The organism is Oceaniglobus ichthyenteri, from assembly GCF_003057885.1.
Taxonomy (GTDB): domain Bacteria; phylum Pseudomonadota; class Alphaproteobacteria; order Rhodobacterales; family Rhodobacteraceae; genus Oceaniglobus; species Oceaniglobus ichthyenteri.
On sequence record NZ_QAGK01000005.1, the window covers coordinates 236,994 to 253,629 of the forward strand.

Annotated in this window: 16 protein-coding genes; 7 read left to right on the forward strand and 9 right to left on the reverse strand. The window is 57.8% G+C overall.

Translation table 11 applies throughout. From position 1 onward, the window contains the following. Window positions 1-27 precede the first annotated feature (27 nt). Window positions 28-1,368: an HAD family phosphatase gene (locus tag C8265_RS09945; RefSeq protein ID WP_126623162.1), complete on the forward strand. Its 1,341-nt coding sequence runs from the start codon at window positions 28-30 to the stop codon at window positions 1,366-1,368. On the opposite strand, the gene C8265_RS09950 is transcribed toward C8265_RS09945, so the two are convergent. The 5 genes from C8265_RS09950 to C8265_RS09970 are packed head-to-tail and all read right to left on the reverse strand — an operon-like array spanning window position 1,365 to window position 6,926. Then, window positions 1,365-2,327, reverse strand: a complete 963-nt coding sequence (locus C8265_RS09950) for a sugar-binding transcriptional regulator (RefSeq protein WP_240611038.1) — start codon at window positions 2,325-2,327, stop codon at window positions 1,365-1,367. The genes C8265_RS09945 and C8265_RS09950 overlap by 4 nt on opposite strands. A gap of 48 nt (window positions 2,328-2,375) precedes the next feature. Beyond that, on the reverse strand, window positions 2,376-3,623 hold the full coding sequence (locus C8265_RS09955) for an acetoin dehydrogenase dihydrolipoyllysine-residue acetyltransferase subunit (protein ID WP_108483843.1): 1,248 nt from the start codon (window positions 3,621-3,623) through the stop codon (window positions 2,376-2,378). Beyond that, entirely contained in the window at window positions 3,623-4,612 is a 990-nt protein-coding gene (locus tag C8265_RS09960) for an alpha-ketoacid dehydrogenase subunit beta (protein ID WP_108483844.1), read from the reverse strand. The genes C8265_RS09955 and C8265_RS09960 overlap by 1 nt, the downstream gene beginning before the upstream one ends. After that, entirely contained in the window at window positions 4,609-5,610 is a 1,002-nt protein-coding gene (locus C8265_RS09965) for a thiamine pyrophosphate-dependent dehydrogenase E1 component subunit alpha (RefSeq protein WP_108483845.1), read from the reverse strand. Before C8265_RS09965 ends, C8265_RS09960 begins: the two co-directional genes overlap by 4 nt. Beyond that, on the reverse strand, window positions 5,607-6,926 hold the full coding sequence (locus C8265_RS09970; protein ID WP_108483846.1) for an NAD(P)H-dependent oxidoreductase: 1,320 nt from the start codon (window positions 6,924-6,926) through the stop codon (window positions 5,607-5,609). Before C8265_RS09970 ends, C8265_RS09965 begins: the two co-directional genes overlap by 4 nt. A 195-nt stretch (window positions 6,927-7,121) precedes the next feature. Between C8265_RS09970 and C8265_RS09975 the strand changes: the two genes are divergently transcribed. After that, a complete protein-coding gene (locus C8265_RS09975) occupies window positions 7,122-8,375 on the forward strand; it encodes an aminotransferase class V-fold PLP-dependent enzyme (protein ID WP_108483847.1) in 1,254 nt (417 codons plus the stop codon). Between the two features lie 147 nt (window positions 8,376-8,522). On the opposite strand, the gene fliP is transcribed toward C8265_RS09975, so the two are convergent. Genes fliP through fliF form a run of 4 tightly spaced genes read right to left on the reverse strand, consistent with a single transcriptional unit; the run spans window position 8,523 to window position 11,780 of the window. Then, window positions 8,523-9,251, reverse strand: a complete 729-nt coding sequence (gene fliP / locus C8265_RS09980; protein WP_108483848.1) for a flagellar type III secretion system pore protein FliP — start codon at window positions 9,249-9,251, stop codon at window positions 8,523-8,525. Between the two features lie 3 nt (window positions 9,252-9,254). Beyond that, window positions 9,255-9,554, reverse strand: a complete 300-nt coding sequence (locus C8265_RS09985; protein WP_108483849.1) for a FliM/FliN family flagellar motor switch protein — start codon at window positions 9,552-9,554, stop codon at window positions 9,255-9,257. Continuing rightward, window positions 9,547-10,161: a FliH/SctL family protein gene (locus C8265_RS09990; RefSeq protein WP_108483850.1), complete on the reverse strand. Its 615-nt coding sequence runs from the start codon at window positions 10,159-10,161 to the stop codon at window positions 9,547-9,549. The genes C8265_RS09985 and C8265_RS09990 overlap by 8 nt, the downstream gene beginning before the upstream one ends. After that, complete coding sequence (gene fliF, locus C8265_RS09995; protein WP_206050320.1) at window positions 10,161-11,780, reverse strand: flagellar basal-body MS-ring/collar protein FliF; 1,620 nt, start codon at window positions 11,778-11,780, stop codon at window positions 10,161-10,163. Before fliF ends, C8265_RS09990 begins: the two co-directional genes overlap by 1 nt. Before the next feature lie 117 nt (window positions 11,781-11,897). Between fliF and C8265_RS10000 the strand changes: the two genes are divergently transcribed. From C8265_RS10000 to C8265_RS10020, 5 genes are all read left to right on the forward strand, one after another. Then, window positions 11,898-12,389: a flagellar basal body-associated FliL family protein gene (locus C8265_RS10000; protein ID WP_108483851.1), complete on the forward strand. Its 492-nt coding sequence runs from the start codon at window positions 11,898-11,900 to the stop codon at window positions 12,387-12,389. 9 nt (window positions 12,390-12,398) lie between these two features. After that, entirely contained in the window at window positions 12,399-12,821 is a 423-nt protein-coding gene (locus C8265_RS10005) for a hypothetical protein (RefSeq protein ID WP_240611039.1), read from the forward strand. 14 nt (window positions 12,822-12,835) lie between these two features. Further along, complete coding sequence (locus C8265_RS10010; RefSeq protein ID WP_108483852.1) at window positions 12,836-13,423, forward strand: MotE family protein; 588 nt, start codon at window positions 12,836-12,838, stop codon at window positions 13,421-13,423. Window positions 13,424-13,519: 96 nt separating this feature from the next. Continuing rightward, on the forward strand, window positions 13,520-14,383 hold the full coding sequence (motA, locus tag C8265_RS10015; protein WP_108483853.1) for a flagellar motor stator protein MotA: 864 nt from the start codon (window positions 13,520-13,522) through the stop codon (window positions 14,381-14,383). Beyond that, entirely contained in the window at window positions 14,380-16,521 is a 2,142-nt protein-coding gene (locus C8265_RS10020; protein WP_126623163.1) for a hypothetical protein, read from the forward strand. Before motA ends, C8265_RS10020 begins: the two co-directional genes overlap by 4 nt. The last annotated feature ends 115 nt before the right edge of the window (window positions 16,522-16,636 follow it).

Consider the following 16,636-nt stretch of genomic DNA (forward strand, 5'->3'; position numbering starts at 1 on the left):
GCTGACCAATCTTGACCGGAATCGCACATGTGCTCTGCTGTTGTTGATAAAGCCACGGGAACGCCGCTTCCTACGCGCAAATCGATACGCCAATTGCGCTGGTTCCAGGCGTCGTTTCGCGCGCGCATGGCGGCGATTTCGGCGCAGACCGGTGTGCAATATCATCTGAGTGATCGGCAGATGATCGATACGTTTCTGGCCTGGCACCGGGCCTTTGACAGCCAGAAGCCCGCATCGCGCATGGTGCGGCGCGATTATGTCGGGTTTGCCGCCGGGATGATGTTTCATGAACTGCTGCGCAAACGCCCGGTATCGGTGCGCCGTGGCAGCGTGGCCCGGGATGATACCATCCCGGCCCTGACCCACCCCGAGGTGTATTTGTACGCATCCTATTGCCACGTCATTCGGCAGGCCATTCTGGGGCAGGATTTCTGGCTTGATCCCCACATGCCTGACCGGTTGGACGACCCTGAGATCTGGAATGAGTATTCTGACGGTCTGGCACAGGACAGGGCGGCCGCCATTGAATTTCTGACCCTGTTCACCAATGAAACGCGGGCAATCAAATTTCCGAAAATGGTCAAATCCGAAGGCGGGTTTGGCAAACGGCTTTGGACCCTGGCACAACAGCAGGCCAATGCCGATACAGGGCCTGTCGCCAAAGCATCGACGCCCCGCTTGCGATTGGTGTCTGACCGCACGCCCCGCCCCCTGATCCGCCTGTCGGCCAGCTGCCGGTTGGTATTGATCGCGTTTGAGGGGGTGGCGGTAAAAACCGATGTCATCGACAGTGAAGAGCTTTCGATCCTGTTGCGCGAACACAATGTGCAGATGACCCCCGAAGAAACCCGCGAACGGTTCTTCGGGCAGCCGGTTTCGGCGGCGATGACCGTGGTGGCCGAACGCACCGGGCAATTGTGCCCCGGCGGGTTTCTGGCCCAGCTGGATCAGCGCCTGATCAAACGCGACCAGCGCGATTTGGCACCGATGCCGGGGATCGACGCGTTCATTCAGCGCATCAGGGAAACTGGCCGCGATATCGCCATGGTGTCGCACGGGCGCGCGCGCCGGGTTGGTGCGGCGCAATCCCTTCCAGCCCTTGCCATGCTGCGCGCCATTGGGCCGGTTCATATGCTTGACCCCGAGGGCGGGCCGGAAAACGGATTGCGACAGGTTGCCAATGCCTTGGGCCATGCGCCACAAAATGCGGTGTTGATTGATGCCAGTGCGGTTGGCATCGGGATGGCGCGCCAACTTATGATGCCGGCCTATGGGCTGGTGCGCCAAGACAGGGTCACAGAGCGTTATGCGCTGAACTGTGCCGGGGCGCGGTCGGTGATTGGCGATCTGGATATATTGGGCGGTTAGCCGTCCTGTGATACAAGGGTGCGCGCCGTGATCTCATCGGTGACCAGAACCGTTGGGTATTTGGCGTGCAGCGCGGCGCGGATGACGGTGATCTTATCCTGTCCGCCCGACACCAGAATGCGGTGCGGGATGCGTGCAAGATTTTCCAGTGAAATCGAAATCACCCGATCATTGATCGGATGATCGACGCGCTGCCCCTTGGCATCAATGAAATTATACAACACATCGCCCACCGCCCCGGCATGGGCCAGTGATCGGCGCTCATCCTCGTTCAGATGGCCCAGACGATAGGTGGTTGAAGCCTCGGATATGCCGCCCGCGCCAAACACCGCGATTTCCCCGGTTTCGGCCAATTCGAACACATGATCCAAACCGCATTGTTCCAGCAAAACGCGCCGCGCCTCAGTGCTGTCAACCAGGGCGGGGGCCGGAATAAGGTATCCATCCGCCTCGAACAATTCGGCGAACCGCCAGGCAAATTCTGTGGGGTTGAACCGGCGCGCCTCCATGATGCCGCCGAGCAGGGAAATCACCCGCACATTGTTCAGGGTGCGCCCTTCGATATGGGGCAGGCTTTCATGCAATGTGCGCCCCCAGCCCACGCCAATGGTCAGACCGGCCCGCATCACCGATGACACATGCGCGCCCGCCGCCACGGCAATCACCGCCGTCGGGTCGGCGCTGGCGTCTGACAGGGGGGCGATGATGGCGCGGTCCAGCCCGAACTTTTTTTCCAGATCCCGTTGCAGGGCCACAAGGGGGGCCAGATCGCCCTTGATCTGAATTGCAACTTCGCCGCGCCGCCGCGCCTCGGACAACAGGCGCGTGACGGTGATGCGGTTCACCCCCAGAATTGCGGCGACGTTGCTTTGGGTTTCGCCCTCCATATAATAAATCCACGCGGCACGCAGGCGCAATTCATCGCTGGCATCGGATTTCGTACGCGTTTTCGTCGTCATAGGTCGGGGGCCCGGCTGTCTTGTGGCTGCTTTCCCCCATATGGGACGTTATTCGCCCCGTTGTCGCAACAAAAAAGCGATTTCGGCGGGTTTTTCGATATGGGGCATGTGGCCGGTGCGTTCAAACAGGTTCAACGACACCCGGCCCGGCGCGCTCAATGCGTGTTTCCACGGGATGATCCGGTCGTTCCGGCCCCAGATGATGCGCGTTGGCATATCGACCCGGTCCAGCGCGGCGCGTAAATCAAACGCCTGTACCCCATCGGGAAATACCGCATCGGCCAGCGCCAATTGTGCCTGTCGCACTGCCGGATTCTGCCGTTGCGCCATGATCGCGCGCACATAAGCATCGGTGATGAGATCGGGATCATGGGCCAGTGTGCGCAACCAGGGGCCCAGGCTTTCAACCCGGGGCGCGCCGGCCACACCGGTGATCGCGGCACCGTTGATTTCCGGGCCAAGCCCTGCTGGTGAGATCAACGTCAGGCTGGCGATCTGGCGAGGTCTGACATCGGCAATGGCCAAAGCGGCGGCCGCGCCCAGGGAATGACCCACAAGATGCACGTTTTCCTGACCCAGATCATCAAACGCATCGCGCATTCTGCGCGCAAGATCGGCAAATGAATCCGGCACATCGCCGGTCAGTCGCCCATGGGCGGGCAATTCCATGCGGATGATGTGCCGCTGGCCCAGTTCCCGTTCCAGCCGCGCCCAACTGGCCGGATCGCTGGCAAAGCCGTGGATCAGTAAGATGGGCGTCTGGCCGGTTGTGTGACCTTTGGATGTGGGGTGCGCAGGTGTTGCTGCCTTTTTCGGAACATCCTGTGCCTGTATCCGGCCCCGTGGACCGGTGCCGCGCAGATCGGACAGGTTTAACTGGCGTTCGCGTGCCAAACGCCGGGCAAGCGGTGTGGCGCGCAGGCCGGTTTCACCGTTTTGCGCGGAATCCGATATTTGGTCTGGGGTTGGTGCGGGTGTGGGTGGCTCATCCTTATCGGCTGGCGCAGGGGCCTCTGCCGCCTTGGCCGGGCCTTGGGGGGCGTCGCCCACCGCCTCGCCCTCGGCGTAAATCCACGCGATCGGCTCACCAATGGCGACGGTATCGCCAATATTGGCGATGATATGGTGCAGCGTGCCAGTGCCGGGGCTTTCGACCTCCATCGCCGCCTTGTCGGTTTCGATATCAAACAGCGGATCACCCTTGGTGACAGCTCCGCCCGCCGCCACGTGCCAGGCGGAAACAGTGCCGTGCGACATATCCATGTCGACCTTGGGCATGATCACCACAACAGGCATCAGCGGCGTCCTTCGACCAGATCCCGGGTGGCGGCGATGATATCGGGCACCTGCGGCACGGCGGCTTTTTCCAGATCGGGGTTATATGGGATCGGGCATTCCGCCCCACCCAGCCGCACAATCGGCGCATCAAGATAATCGAACGCATCGCTTTCGGCGACCATGGCGCTGATTTCGGCACCGATGCCCAGGGTTTTCACCGCCTCATAAACGCAGATCAGGCGCGATGTCTTGCGCACCGACGCCAGCACGGTTTCGCGATCAATCGGGCGGATCGTGCGCAGATCGATGACTTCGCAGTCGATCCCATCTTCCGCCAATGCCTTGGCCGCCTCTAATGCCTTGTGCACCATGATTGATGTGGCCACGATGGTCACATCGCTGCCTTCGCGGCGCAATTCGGCCGTGCCAATCGGCACGGTATAGCGCCCCTCGGGCACCGCGCCTTTCATTTTATACAGCAGTTTGTGTTCGAAAATCATCACCGGATCGGGGTCATCAAGCGCGGCCAGCAACAGGCCCTTGGCATCATGGGGCGTGGCGGGTTGCACCACCTTTAACCCCGGCACATGGGCCAACCAGGCCTCAATGCTTTGGCTGTGCTGTGCCGCCGCCCCGGTGCCGGATCCGGCGGGAAACCGCATCACCAGCGGGATCGAAACCGCGCCGCCCAGCATATACCGTACCTTGGCCGCCTGATTGACGATCTGCTCCATCGCCAGAGTGGCAAAATCGGAAAACTGAAATTCGAAAATCGGACGTAACCCGGTCATCGCAGCGCCCACCGCCACACCGGCACCGCCGAGTTCGGAAATCGGCGTGTCCATCACCCGGTCGGGGCCGTATTTATCAATCAGATCACCGGTAACCTGAAAGGCACCGCCATACACCCCGATGTCTTCGCCCATCAGAATCACGCGCTCATCTTCGCCCAAGGCGATATCCATCGCCTCGCGGATGGCTTCGGCATAGGAAAGTTCGCGGCTCATACCAGGGGCCTTGTGTAAACGTCACGGGTCAGATCGGCCACATCGGGCGCGGGGCTGTCGGCGGCAAAGGCGATGGCATCGGCAATCGTGCGGTCGGCATCCTGCTCCATGGCGGTTATGTCCTCGTCGGTCAGAATATCATGGGCGATCAGCATATCGGCCATGCGGCGGATCGGGTCGCGCGCCATCCAATCGGCGATTTCTTCCTTGGTGCGGTATCGGTTGCGATCCGATTTCGAATGCCCGCGCCACCGGTACGTCAGCGATTCAATCAGCGTCGGGCCATCGCCCGCGCGGGCGCGCTCGGTGGCCTGTGCCATCGCCTCGGCCACGGCGGAAAAATCATTGCCATCGACGGTGACGCCGGGCATCGCATAAGCCACTGCGCGGTCGGAAATCCGTTTGACAGCGGTGGACCGGGCGGTGGATGTCGACATGCCATAACCGTTGTTTTCACAGAAAAACACCACCGGTAGTTTCCAGACCGACGCCATGTTCAACGCCTCGTGAAACGCGCCTTCGTTATTGGCCCCGTCGCCAAAGAAACACACGGTCACCGCGCCGGTCTTCAACCGTTTTGCCGACAGCGCCGCACCCACCGAAATTGGCAGGCCGCCCCCGACAATGCCGTTTGCGCCCAGATTGCCCTTTTCCACATCGGCGATATGCATTGATCCGCCGCGCCCGCGGCAATATCCGGTTTCCTTGCCGAAAAACTCGGCAAACATCCGGCCCAGATCGGCGCCCTTGGCCACACAGTGCCCGTGGCCCCGGTGGGTTGAAGTGATTTTGTCATCGTCGCTGAGCCCGATACAGGCGCCAACCGCGCTGGCCTCTTGCCCGATGGACAGGTGCATGGTGCCGTGAATCAGGCCGCGGGTGTAACTGTCTTCGGCGCCTTCTTCGAATTTGCGGATCAGATACATTTTGCGCAACGCTTCGCGCAACTGATCGGGCGACAGATTGCGGATTGCCCAAGGGTCATTCGCGGTGGTCATCGGCGCGCACCTTGCAAAATCATCGCATCCTGTTTGGCGCGCATCGCGGCAATGCCTGACCCTTGCGGCAGACTGGCGTTGGCGGTGGTGATCAATTCGCCCTTGCGGATCGGCTGTGTGACGCGGCCACCGGTCAACAAACCGCACGGAATTGCGCCCGCTTGCCGGGCCTCGTCCACCGTCATCACCCAGGCGCGATAGCAATATTCGCCGATCTGATCCAGGGTTTCGCCCACTTGCAAATCACGCTTGGCCAGCGCGCAAACCTCGGCCACGGGCCGGTCCAGCGGCACCATATCGGCCTTGCCATGCAGCACGGCGCGCGCACAGGTCAGCGGCACCTCAAGCGAGGTCAAATGATAGGGGCGCACAAAGGAATAATACGGGCCTTCGCCCATTTTCAGATCGCGCATCCGTTCGTGAATTCGCGGATGTTGGGCATGGACCACAACAAACACACCGGGGGCCAACCCCTGACCGACAGAAAAATCAACTCGTCCTGTGCCGCTTAACACGCCGCCATCGGATTTTGGGATCAGCACATTGGCCAATTCCTTTGGCCCGGCATTGGGGCCGTGCATGCCGGGGCAATCGGGGATCAACCCCGTGGCATTGGCGATGGCGGCCATTTCCACCATGGTTTTCGATCCATCGACAAATTCCACCAACATCCGGGCGTTCATGTTGCGGGCTTTCGCCTCGGCCATGTATGCGTCGGGGGTGGCATCAAAATTCAGCGGATTGTTTTTGCCTTTGCCGGCACAGACGATATCGTGGCCCATGGCGGTGGCAAATTCGATCAGTTCCATACAGGACGATGGTTCGTCCCCGGCACCAAGCGAGTAAACAACGCCCAAACGCTCGGCCTCGTGGCGCAGATAAGCGCCGATTGTGACGTCGGCCTCGACGTTCATCATCACCAGATGTTTGCCACGTTCCATCGCCGCAAGGCCCAGTTCGGCCCCAACAGCCGGCACGCCGGTGGCGTCGATTACCACGTCGATAAGGCCGCTTTCAAACATCAGCATCGGGTCCGATGTAACCGCAATGCGCCGGTCTTCGATCACCCGGTTCAGAGCGTCGGTGGTGGTGGCATCGCGGCTGTGGCCCGGTTCGCCATAGGCCGTGGTGACCGCGTCATGGGCCGATTGGGTGCGGATTTCGGCAATGGCGGCCACATCGACACCATCCATCATTGCCGTCCGGCTGACGATATCGGTGCCCATTTCGCCCGAGCCGATAAGCCCGATACGAACCGGATTTGCCCGCTGGGACAGATCCCGCGCAAGGCCCGTCAAGGCCACATTCCTTGCCATGGCACGATTCCTCTGCTGTCGCATTCAGCCCAAGGATAGAGTGAACTTTCGTTCACATGTCAATATATTTGTTCAATCACGGCGGTGCCGTGATCTGAGGCCTTGGGCATTTGTGGGAAATGTGCCAAATCACAGTGGTGATTTTTTATGGCTGGTCTTAGACATTGGGCCGGTTCCAATCCCAACGGGGGTCTTATGTCAGGTTTTAACCCGGATCTGTTGCAACAGATCAGATCGCGTTTCGCCCAGGTCGATCATTGCCCGGTACAGGGGCCGCGGATATTTTTTGAAAATGCAGGCGGTGCGCTGACGTTGAATTCGGTTGTTGAAACCTCGGCACGGTACGCCGCGATTCCCGATAATCAGGGGCGCGCCAATTCCGGATCAGAAGAATTGGTGCGGGTGATCGATCAGGCCAAGACCGACATGCGCGAATTTATGAATGCCCGGGACGGGCAGTTTTTTGTCGGCGAAAGCGGCACCGAGCTGTTATTTCGTTTGATCACGGTGGCCTGTCTGGGCACGGCGCGGGGCGCGCGGGTGTTGGGATCAACGCTGGAGCATCCGGCAACGCGCAGCGCCTGCGCCCGCTGGTCGGGCATCGCCGGACAAACCCACGTTCTGGTGGCCCATGACGATGCCACAGGCACCGTTGGCGCCGATCATTACCGCCCTGAAATCACCCCCGATACGGTGGTGGCGACGATCCTGCACACCTCGCCGGTGACAGGCATGGCGGTGGATGTGGCCGCCGTTGCACAGGAAATTCGCAAGGTTGCGCCCGACTGTCTGATTATCGTTGATGGTATTCAACACGCGGCCCACGGTCGGATCGATATCGCCAGCTATGATATCGATGGCTACGTGATCTCACCCTACAAGGCGTTTTCGCGCCATGGCTATGGCTTGGCCTGGATTTCGGATCGGTTGGCAAAACTGCCCCACGACAGCCTGATCGGTGGTCCGGCGGACAACTGGGAAATGGGCACGCGTGACACCGGCGCTTATGCCACCTTGTCGGATGTGGCGGCCTATTTCGATTGGCTGGGCGGGCAAGTGTCGGATGCGCCCGATCGGCGTGGACGGTTTCTGGCTGCCGGGGCGGCGATCCATGACCATGAAAAGATGCTGACCGACGCGATGATCAACGGCATTGGCAACGTGCCGGGGCTGCGGGATATGCCGGGTGTCACCATAATCGGTGGCCCCGACAATCCGGCGCGCGAAGGGCTGGTTTCCCTTACGGTTGATGGTATTGCCGCCCCTGATGTGGTTGATCGGTTGAATGCACAAGGCATCCGCACCCACACGCGCAAACCGGATCATTACTCGGGCAACATCCTGAATCCTTTGGGGTTGGAGGGCTGTGTTCGGGTGTCGATGTGCCATTATAACAGCCCTGAAGAGGTGTCCGAATTCCTGGCCGCAATGAAAGATATCGCAGGCTGACCGCTTTGGATTTCTGATTGCACAAGTTTCGGCGATGCACCCGACGGCGCCGATTGGCGGTTTCGGGTGTGTCACGCTTGAGGTTTGCATGACTGAACGATTGGCCGCGTATCAAACACGATATGACAGCGGCCAAAGGCGATGACCCTAGAAATAACTGCGGACAAGGGCGCCCGAGATGAGGGTCCAGCCATCGGCGACGGCAAAGAATGCCAATTTGAACGGCAGGGAGACAATCACAGGTGGGACCATCATCATGCCCATCGACATGAGAATGGCGGCAACCACCAGATCGATAATGAGGAATGGCAGGAAAATCAGAAATCCGACCTGAAAAGCCCGTTCGATTTCCGACAATAGAAACGATGGAACGATAAGGGACAGTGGGGATTGTGGGCTGAGTTCCGCATCTGCGACGTCTGGGCGCAACGTTGTGAGGCTTTCGAATGTGCCCGGATCGATTCGGCCCACCATGAAAACGCGAAACGGCTCAAGCGCGCGGGGGACGGCGATTTCGACCGAAAGAGTGCCCTCAATCAAGGGGTTGATTGCATTCTCCCACGCTTCGAGAAACACCGGCTCCATCACGAAATACGTGAGAAACATGGCAAGTGTCACAATCAGCATGTTGGGGGGCGATTGCTGTAATCCGATGCCCTGGCGCAGAATTGAAAGCACGGTGACGATGAACGGAAAGCACGTGATCATGATTGCCAGCCCTGGCACCAGGCTAAGCAATGTGATCAGCGCCAAAAGCTGTACGGAACGCGCCGTAAGTGAGCCATTGTCGCCCAGATTAACGGACAATTCCTGTGCCATACCCGGGCCGGACAGCGCCAGAAACACCAGCGCGGCCAAGGCAACAAAACGAAACATGGGTTAAAGCCCGTTCTTGAGATCGGCCACCTCGGTCAGGCGCACGGCCAGCTGCCCGGCCTGATCGCCATCAAGTTCATGCAGCTCGCCGCGCGCGATCAGCCGATCACCGACGTAAAGATCGACAGGATCGTCCACCTTTGTGTCGAGCGGCAGCACCGCATCCTTGCCAAGGCGCAAAAGATCGCGCAGCACCGGGCGGGCCTTGCCCACTGCGACGGTGATCTCGATGGGAACCTGGGTAAACGGGTGGGGTTTGCTGACGTCGGCGGTGTTTGGAACACTGGGGCTGGTGTCATCCATGTTGGGCGGTTTCCTTGTTCAATTCATCCAGCGCGCTGACCGCTTGTCCAATCGAGGCGATGGCACCCTCAAGATCGATTTCGCGTTCAACCTGACCGATCCGAAGAAAGATCTGCCCTTGGGGCACGGTTGATTCCGCAACAAGCGAGAGCGGGAGAGAGGTGATTTTATCGACAATCGGTTTGAGGTGCGGCGCATCATCCGGAAACACCATCAGCTCGATCGGAGTGTCCGCGGCGCCCTGGGCGATACTGTCGATCTCTTCCATGATACGCGCGCCCAGACTGTCGCGAATCATGCGCGGCAGTAATTTGGTGAGCATGCCGTTCAACAGAGGGGTGAGAGACCGCATCACATGGGCGCGCGCCTCGTGATAGGTGAACCCGAGGTCTTCGATATTGTTTGCCATCGCCGTTTGCAATTTGTCCTGGCTTTGACTGGCGGCCAGACTCGCATCTTCCCATCCCGCAGCATAGCCTTTGTCATAGGCGGCAAGCGCCTGTTCTTCGGCCGGGGGGGTGGGATTTGCCAGATCTGGCAGCGCACTGGTGGGGCGCGGGGTGAGTTGGGCGGCGCTGAAATCTTCAAGGTGTAGGATTGATGGCATCAGGCGGGTTCCTCTTTATCTTCCATCCAGCTTTTCAGAATCTCCAGGGATTCCTCTTGGCGTTCGTCAATCAGCTTGCGAAGCCGATCCACGGGATCGACACCCGGATCGCTCAGCGAACCGGCGCTGTTGTTGGCCTGTTTGTCAGAAATCATCTGCATGTCTGTGGTCGGCAAACCTGTTCCGTCATCGATTTCACCTGTCAGCGCCCGATTTGCCGCCGCGCTTTCCGGTTCTGGTGGGACCAGCGCGAATTGATCTGACTGCTTTTTTGGCGCCAGGATCGGACGCACGACAAACAGGCCCAGCAAAAGCGTTACGATGCCCAATACGGCAAGTTGGGTCAGGCGCATGGCATCAAATGCAATCGGGCCAAACAGGCCCGCGGCGGGAGGGCTGCCTTCGGTGGCGACGGTTTCGAACTCCATGGTTTTCAGGGTGAGGCTATCGCCGCGCTCTTCGCTGAATCCGACCGCCGAGGCGACCAGTTCGCGCAACGCCTCCATTTCGGTGTCCGAGCGCGGCTGCCAGGTTTCTGCGCCGGTCGCGTCAGTGGTGCGGATCCCGTCAAGCAGAACCGCGACCGACAGTCTCTTGATCGCCCCCGGTGTGCGCAGAATTTCGCGCGACGTTTCAGAGACTTCGTAGTTTATCCGTTCCCGGGTTTGGGAATTTTCCGCCTGAGAGGTGTCGCCCGACCCGCCCGCATCGCCATCGGGCAGATTGCTGGCCACGGTGACCCCGCCGCCGCCCTGATCGGTCGAGGATGTGGTGGTTTCTTCGGTGTCCATGCTGATGGCCACCCGGCCTTCGGGGTCGAACCGCCGTTCGGTGATCTGTTCGCGTTCGGTGACGGTTTCGACGTTCACCTCAACCACAGCCTTGCCAAACCCGACACGCGCCTCAAGCAAACGTTCGACATTTCGTTTTATTTCGTCGGCTTTGTCGTCGGTCTGGGCTTGTGCCAATGCGTCAGTTTCAGAGGAAAGTATGATTCCACTGCGGGCATCAATCACCGATACCGATTCGGCGGCCAGACCGGCCACCGCCGATGACACCAGAAAGCGCAGGGCGCGCGCCTGATTCGGGGTAAGTGCACCATTCGCCGTCGTAATCGTTACCGATGCGGTTGGCGGTACATCGCGTTGAAACGGCTTGCTGCCCTGGTTGGCAATATGCACGCGGGCATTCTGAATGTTGGGGCTGGCGACAATCGTGCGCGCCAACTCACCTTCTTTTGCGCGCCAGTAAGCGGCATCAAACATTTGCGACGTGGTGCCAAACCCCGATAGCGAATCAAGCAGTTCGTACCCCTGCGCATTGTTGCTGGGCAGACCCTCCGACGCCAGGGTCAGGCGCAACTGGTCGCGCAGCGTGCTGTCGACAAAGATCGACGCACCGCGAATTTCATATGCTGCGCCCTGTGCCTCCAACGCTTGAACCACTTCGCCCGCGGCACTGTTTTCCAGCCCCGCATAAAGAAGCGTCATGGATGGTGTTGTCGCCATACGGAACAAGCCCACAAGCGCCACAACCATGGCAACGGCCGCCAAAACCGCAACCACCTGACGTTGTACCGATAGGCCGGACCAAGCCGAAGTAATCTGTTGCAAGACCATCCTCCTGATGAATCGGGCTTCTGCCCTGTCTTGCGATCAATCTGCGCCGAGGGGCCTTAACATTTGGTTAGTCGAATGCGGGTTAGAAAGGATTCGAAACAAAAAACCAGGAAAGCCATGGCAAACGCAGAAGCAGATATGCCAACCGCTGAGGCACCAAGGAAATCCGGCTTGAAAGGCCTGATAATTGGTGTCGTTCTGGCCGCCCTTCTCGGGGGCGGCGGATTTTATGCGGTTTGGTCCGGCCTCATTTTGGGTCAGAATGACAACGAAGAAACTTACGCGGCCCCGGTTGTGCCCGGTCTGCCCGACATCGGGTTTGTACCTATTACACCGATTCTGGTGTCACTCGGCCCGGGAACGAATGCGAAACATCTTCGATTCCATGCACAACTTGAGGTGGAAAAGGCGTATCTAAAGGACGTGGAGATGTTGCTTCCGCGCGTCGTGGACGTGCTGAACAGCTATCTCAGAGCGATTGAGCCGGCCGAATTGGAAGAGCCAGGTGCGCTGACGATGATTCGCTCGCAAATGCTGCGCCGTGCCCAAATCGTGACAGGGGAGGGGCGCGTGCGCGACCTTTTGATCATGGAATTCGTTTTAAACTGAGGACGGCAGATGACCCTAATTGCTGATATTTTATTGATCGCGGGCGCCCTAGGTGCGGCGTTTTACTGTGTTGTTCTGTCGCGTCGCTTGACCCGATTTACCGATCTGGAAAAAGGCGTCGGCGGCGCGATTGCCGTTCTGTCAGCCCAGGTTGATGACATGACGCGCACATTGCAGGCAGCACAGGCGCAGGCCAACGCATCGGGCGAATTGTTAAGTGAACTTACAAGTCGTGCCGAAGACGTGGCGCGGCGGCTCGAACTTCACGTTGCGGCTCTGCACGATCTCGAAGACCCGGCTGAGCAGCACACAGAATTGCCGATGTCATTTCGCCGCACTGAGCCCGAGGTCGCCGCACCTGTTGCAGAACAGCCAAAGATGGGCGGAAGCCCTCCGGTAAAATCGTTCTTTTCCAGCCACCGGCACAGTTGAGAAGGGGTAACGAAATGAAGAGTCTTCGTCGTCGGAAATTTGGGTTTGGCCCGCTGACCGTGTTGGCCGGATTATTGCTGATCTCCAGCATACTGCGTTTTTTTGGCGGGCCCGCAGCCGCCATCGCCAAGGAAGTGGGCGATTTTCGTGCCGCAGCGCCGGGCCTCAGCGCGCCAAGTGAATGCACGCCACCGCCCGATATTGCCGCTGTTCTTGCTGCTTTGGCCGATCGTGAAACCCGCCTTGCCGAACAGGAAGATTATTATGCCAAACGTGCCGCAGCCTTGGCGGAAGCCGAGAAAGAAATTGAAACACAACTGACAGCATTGGTGGATGCCGAAGAAAAGCTTGAGGCGACCCTCGCCACCGCTGTGGGTGCTGCAGAAGGCGATGTGTCACGCCTGACCGCGGTCTATGAAAACATGAAACCGAAAGAGGCTGCGCGCCTGTTTGAAACCATGTCCCCCGCATTCGCTGCAGGATTCCTGGGGCGCATGCGCCCGGATGCAGCGGCAAAAGTGGTTGAGGGGCTCACGCCCGAAGTGGCCTATTCCATCAGCGTCATCCTGGCCGGCCGCAACGCAAAAGCGCCGACCAGATAAGTGTTTCGCCGGCGCAGTCAGCGGTTGGTGAGGGTTTGTTAAGACCGATCTGCGAAACCTGACAGGTGCCGTTTGACCTAAGGAGAACGAATTTCCATGCTTGGCTTTGTTGGAATTGCAATCATTTTTGTAATGGTTTTCGGTGGGTATCTGGCCGCAGGTGGCAAGATGGGAATTATCCTCAAATCTCTCCCTTTCGAGCTTTCGATGATCGGGGGTGCTGCGGTTGGCGCGTTTTTGTTGTCAAATGACAGCTCAGGTGTGAAGCGGACATTGGGCGATATAAAACTGGTCTTCAAAGGCCCAAAATGGAAGCCTGACGATTATCGGGATTTACTTTGCCTGTTATACGAATTGATTCGGCTGGCCAAACAGAACCCTGTTCAACTTGAAGAACATATTGAGGATCCCGAGGGGAGCGAGATTTTTGGCCGTTATCCAAAAATTCAGGCTGATCATGAATCGGTTGCTCTCATTTGTGATACCCTGCGCTCCGCCTCCATGAATTATGACGACCCTCACCAAGTAGAAGAAGTATTGGAAAAAAGAATGGAGGCAAATTTGCATCATGCGCTGCACGGCAGTCATGCATTGCAAACCATGGCCGATGGCCTGCCGGCTTTGGGTATTGTCGCGGCGGTTTTGGGGGTAATCAAAACGATGGCCTCAATCGATCAACCCCCAGAAATACTTGGGAAAATGATTGGTGGCGCTTTGGTGGGAACGTTTCTGGGTGTATTTTTAGCCTACGGATTGGTGGGGCCTTTTGCGACAAAAGTGAAATCAGTTGTCGAAGATGATGCGCATTTCCACCAATTGATCCGTGAGGTTCTGGTTGCCAATATGTACAATCACGCCGCCAATATTTGTATCGAAGTCGGCCGTCAGAACGCACCGCATCACATGCGTCCGTCTTTTACAGATCTTGAAACTGCGTTGAAGGACACGAAAGCAGCATGAGTTCTTATCGCCTCTGGATCTTTGCTGTTGTCATGTGTGTGATTGGAATTGTTCTTCCTCATGCGGCAGCGGCGCAAAGCGTTCGTGTGCGCACCGGCGATCATCCGACGTTTACACGACTTGTGATAGATTTTCCCGAAACACCCGACTGGAAATTAGGCCGCAATGCCGGGAGATATGAATTAAGGCTCGATGCAACCAACGTTGTTTTTGACCTGCGGGATGCATTTCGCCGAATTACCGATGATCGAATTGCAGACCTGCAAGATTTAGGCGGCGGGCGTTTGGCACTCAGCGTGGGGTGCGAATGCCGGTTGGACGTTCGGACCTTGCCCAATGGCGGGTTGATGATTGATGTGCGTGATGGCGGCGCGCCCGCCACGGACCGCTGGGAGCAATCCTTGGATGCCAATCCGCGCCCGGCTTACCGTCCCGGTGCGTCTCCACGGCCAGTGACGTTGCCAGTCGTACTTCCCTCTCGGCCTGCTGAACCGACCATGGGGCCTTTGGTATCCATTGCGTCTGATGCGGTGCCTGATCCGGGTTTTCAACGTGCCGCTGATGTACAGACAGATTTGGTGGAACAAACAGCGCGCGCAGCCTCGCAAGGGCTAATCACGCTTGACGCATCGGGCACAGATACAATTCGCCGTAAACTGGAAGAGGATCTGGCGAAAGTCGCGTCAAAGAATATCCTCACATCAGCTCCCAACATCCTGATCGAAACGCAAATCGACCGAGACAGCAGAGAGGGCACGCCTGAACGGTCTGATGCGCAACTGGTGCCTTGCATCGAACCCGCTCGGATAGATGTGGGGGCGTGGTTTGAGTATGAGGCAGCACGCAACGGATTGGGCGAGGCCCGCGCCAACCTTGTTGATTCGCGGGACAGGTTGGATCCGTTGGCCCATGGTGTGCTGGCACGGATGTTGATTTACCTGTCCTTCGGGCTTGAGGCGAAAACACTTCTTAACGACGGCCCTGGCGATATTCCCGATCGTACGCTTCTCCTGGAACTCGCTGAAATAATGGACGGTAGAGCGCTGGCCACGAATGCAATTTTGACAACCCAAATGAATTGCGATTCTCCATCCGCATTATGGGGTGTTTTGGCAGCGGATCAGATTTCGCGGTCCGATGAGATAAATGTGTCGGCAGTTGTTCGTAGTTTATCGTCCCTGCCTTCCCATTTGCGCCAATTTTTAGGCCCAAAGGTGGCTTTGAAATTAATGTCTTCGGGTAACAAAGAGGCCGCGCTTCAGATACGCAATGCGATTGAACGGGGAGATGCGCCAATTACGCCAGAACGAACCATGCTTGAGGCTACATTTGATATCGACGATGGAAATTCAAAAGCAGCGGAGCCGAAATTGGAAACAGTTGCGACCTCCCGCAGTGCGCAAGCGGCCGATGCCCTCGCGATCCTGATTGAAAACAGAACTTCGGAAGGTCGTTCTGTAGAGCAGGATCTCATAGATCAAGCTGCCGCTCTGGCGTTTGAATATGGCGATGGCCCAAAGGCAAGCCGACTAACAGGTGCAATAATCGAAGCTTATGTACAAGATTTACGATACGCTGACGCATTCGCGCTTGCCAAGAAGATAGGTGCCGCAGACACCAAGGCGCCAAACCTCTCAGCGCAATATCGCACGCGGATATTGGAAAAGTTGGCCCAGCATGGGACCGATACAGAGTTTTTGACATTTGCGATGCGAGAGATTGCGCAGAATCCTGTCGCAGATCCTGCACGTCTGCTGATCGCCGAGAGGTTTGTAAAACTTGGAATGCAAGGTCCGGCGCGCACAACCTTGGGAATGCGGGCGGATATTCCCAAGGATCGAGAACGTTATATTTTGACTGAAATAGCCATTTTAGAAGGTAAACCAAGAATTGCCGAAAGTTATCTGACGGGATTGGATAGTGATAGAGCGAATGAGCTTCGTGAACGGGTTGCCGGTATGGCGATGCGATCTTCACCAGATGAGAAGATTTCCGAATCTGTGGTCAGCACCGATTTGCCCGCTGGGGAAGAGATTGAAGACCCAGCAGGTGAAATCGCCCGTAACCGCGTGTTGCTGAGTGAAAGTCGTGAAATACGGAAAAATCTGCTCTTCCTTTTGAAAAAAGAGCAGAACTGAGCACATATTTCTATAAAATTACGGAAATTAAACCTTTCGAATATTAATACATAAAGCAATCGCTACAAAACGTAGTCTGTAATGCGGGAAGCACGCATGATTGAAACGAGATGTG

What these genes read in the sequence shown, in the direction of transcription:
- C8265_RS09945 (WP_126623162.1), top strand. Translation starts at nt 28, where the DNA reads ATGTGCTCTGCTGTTGTTGATAAAGCCACGGGAACGCCGCTTCCTACG.
- C8265_RS09950 (WP_240611038.1), bottom strand. Translation starts at nt 2,327, where the DNA reads ATGACGACGAAAACGCGTACGAAATCCGATGCCAGCGATGAATTGCGC.
- C8265_RS09955 (WP_108483843.1), bottom strand. Translation starts at nt 3,623, where the DNA reads ATGCCTGTTGTGGTGATCATGCCCAAGGTCGACATGGATATGTCGCAC.
- C8265_RS09960 (WP_108483844.1), bottom strand. Translation starts at nt 4,612, where the DNA reads ATGAGCCGCGAACTTTCCTATGCCGAAGCCATCCGCGAGGCGATGGAT.
- C8265_RS09965 (WP_108483845.1), bottom strand. Translation starts at nt 5,610, where the DNA reads ATGACCACCGCGAATGACCCTTGGGCAATCCGCAATCTGTCGCCCGAT.
- C8265_RS09970 (WP_108483846.1), bottom strand. Translation starts at nt 6,926, where the DNA reads ATGGCAAGGAATGTGGCCTTGACGGGCCTTGCGCGGGATCTGTCCCAG.
- C8265_RS09975 (WP_108483847.1), top strand. Translation starts at nt 7,122, where the DNA reads ATGTCAGGTTTTAACCCGGATCTGTTGCAACAGATCAGATCGCGTTTC.
- fliP (WP_108483848.1), bottom strand. Translation starts at nt 9,251, where the DNA reads ATGTTTCGTTTTGTTGCCTTGGCCGCGCTGGTGTTTCTGGCGCTGTCC.
- C8265_RS09985 (WP_108483849.1), bottom strand. Translation starts at nt 9,554, where the DNA reads ATGGATGACACCAGCCCCAGTGTTCCAAACACCGCCGACGTCAGCAAA.
- C8265_RS09990 (WP_108483850.1), bottom strand. Translation starts at nt 10,161, where the DNA reads ATGCCATCAATCCTACACCTTGAAGATTTCAGCGCCGCCCAACTCACC.
- fliF (WP_206050320.1), bottom strand. Translation starts at nt 11,780, where the DNA reads ATGGTCTTGCAACAGATTACTTCGGCTTGGTCCGGCCTATCGGTACAA.
- C8265_RS10000 (WP_108483851.1), top strand. Translation starts at nt 11,898, where the DNA reads ATGGCAAACGCAGAAGCAGATATGCCAACCGCTGAGGCACCAAGGAAA.
- C8265_RS10005 (WP_240611039.1), top strand. Translation starts at nt 12,399, where the DNA reads ATGACCCTAATTGCTGATATTTTATTGATCGCGGGCGCCCTAGGTGCG.
- C8265_RS10010 (WP_108483852.1), top strand. Translation starts at nt 12,836, where the DNA reads ATGAAGAGTCTTCGTCGTCGGAAATTTGGGTTTGGCCCGCTGACCGTG.
- motA (WP_108483853.1), top strand. Translation starts at nt 13,520, where the DNA reads ATGCTTGGCTTTGTTGGAATTGCAATCATTTTTGTAATGGTTTTCGGT.
- C8265_RS10020 (WP_126623163.1), top strand. Translation starts at nt 14,380, where the DNA reads ATGAGTTCTTATCGCCTCTGGATCTTTGCTGTTGTCATGTGTGTGATT.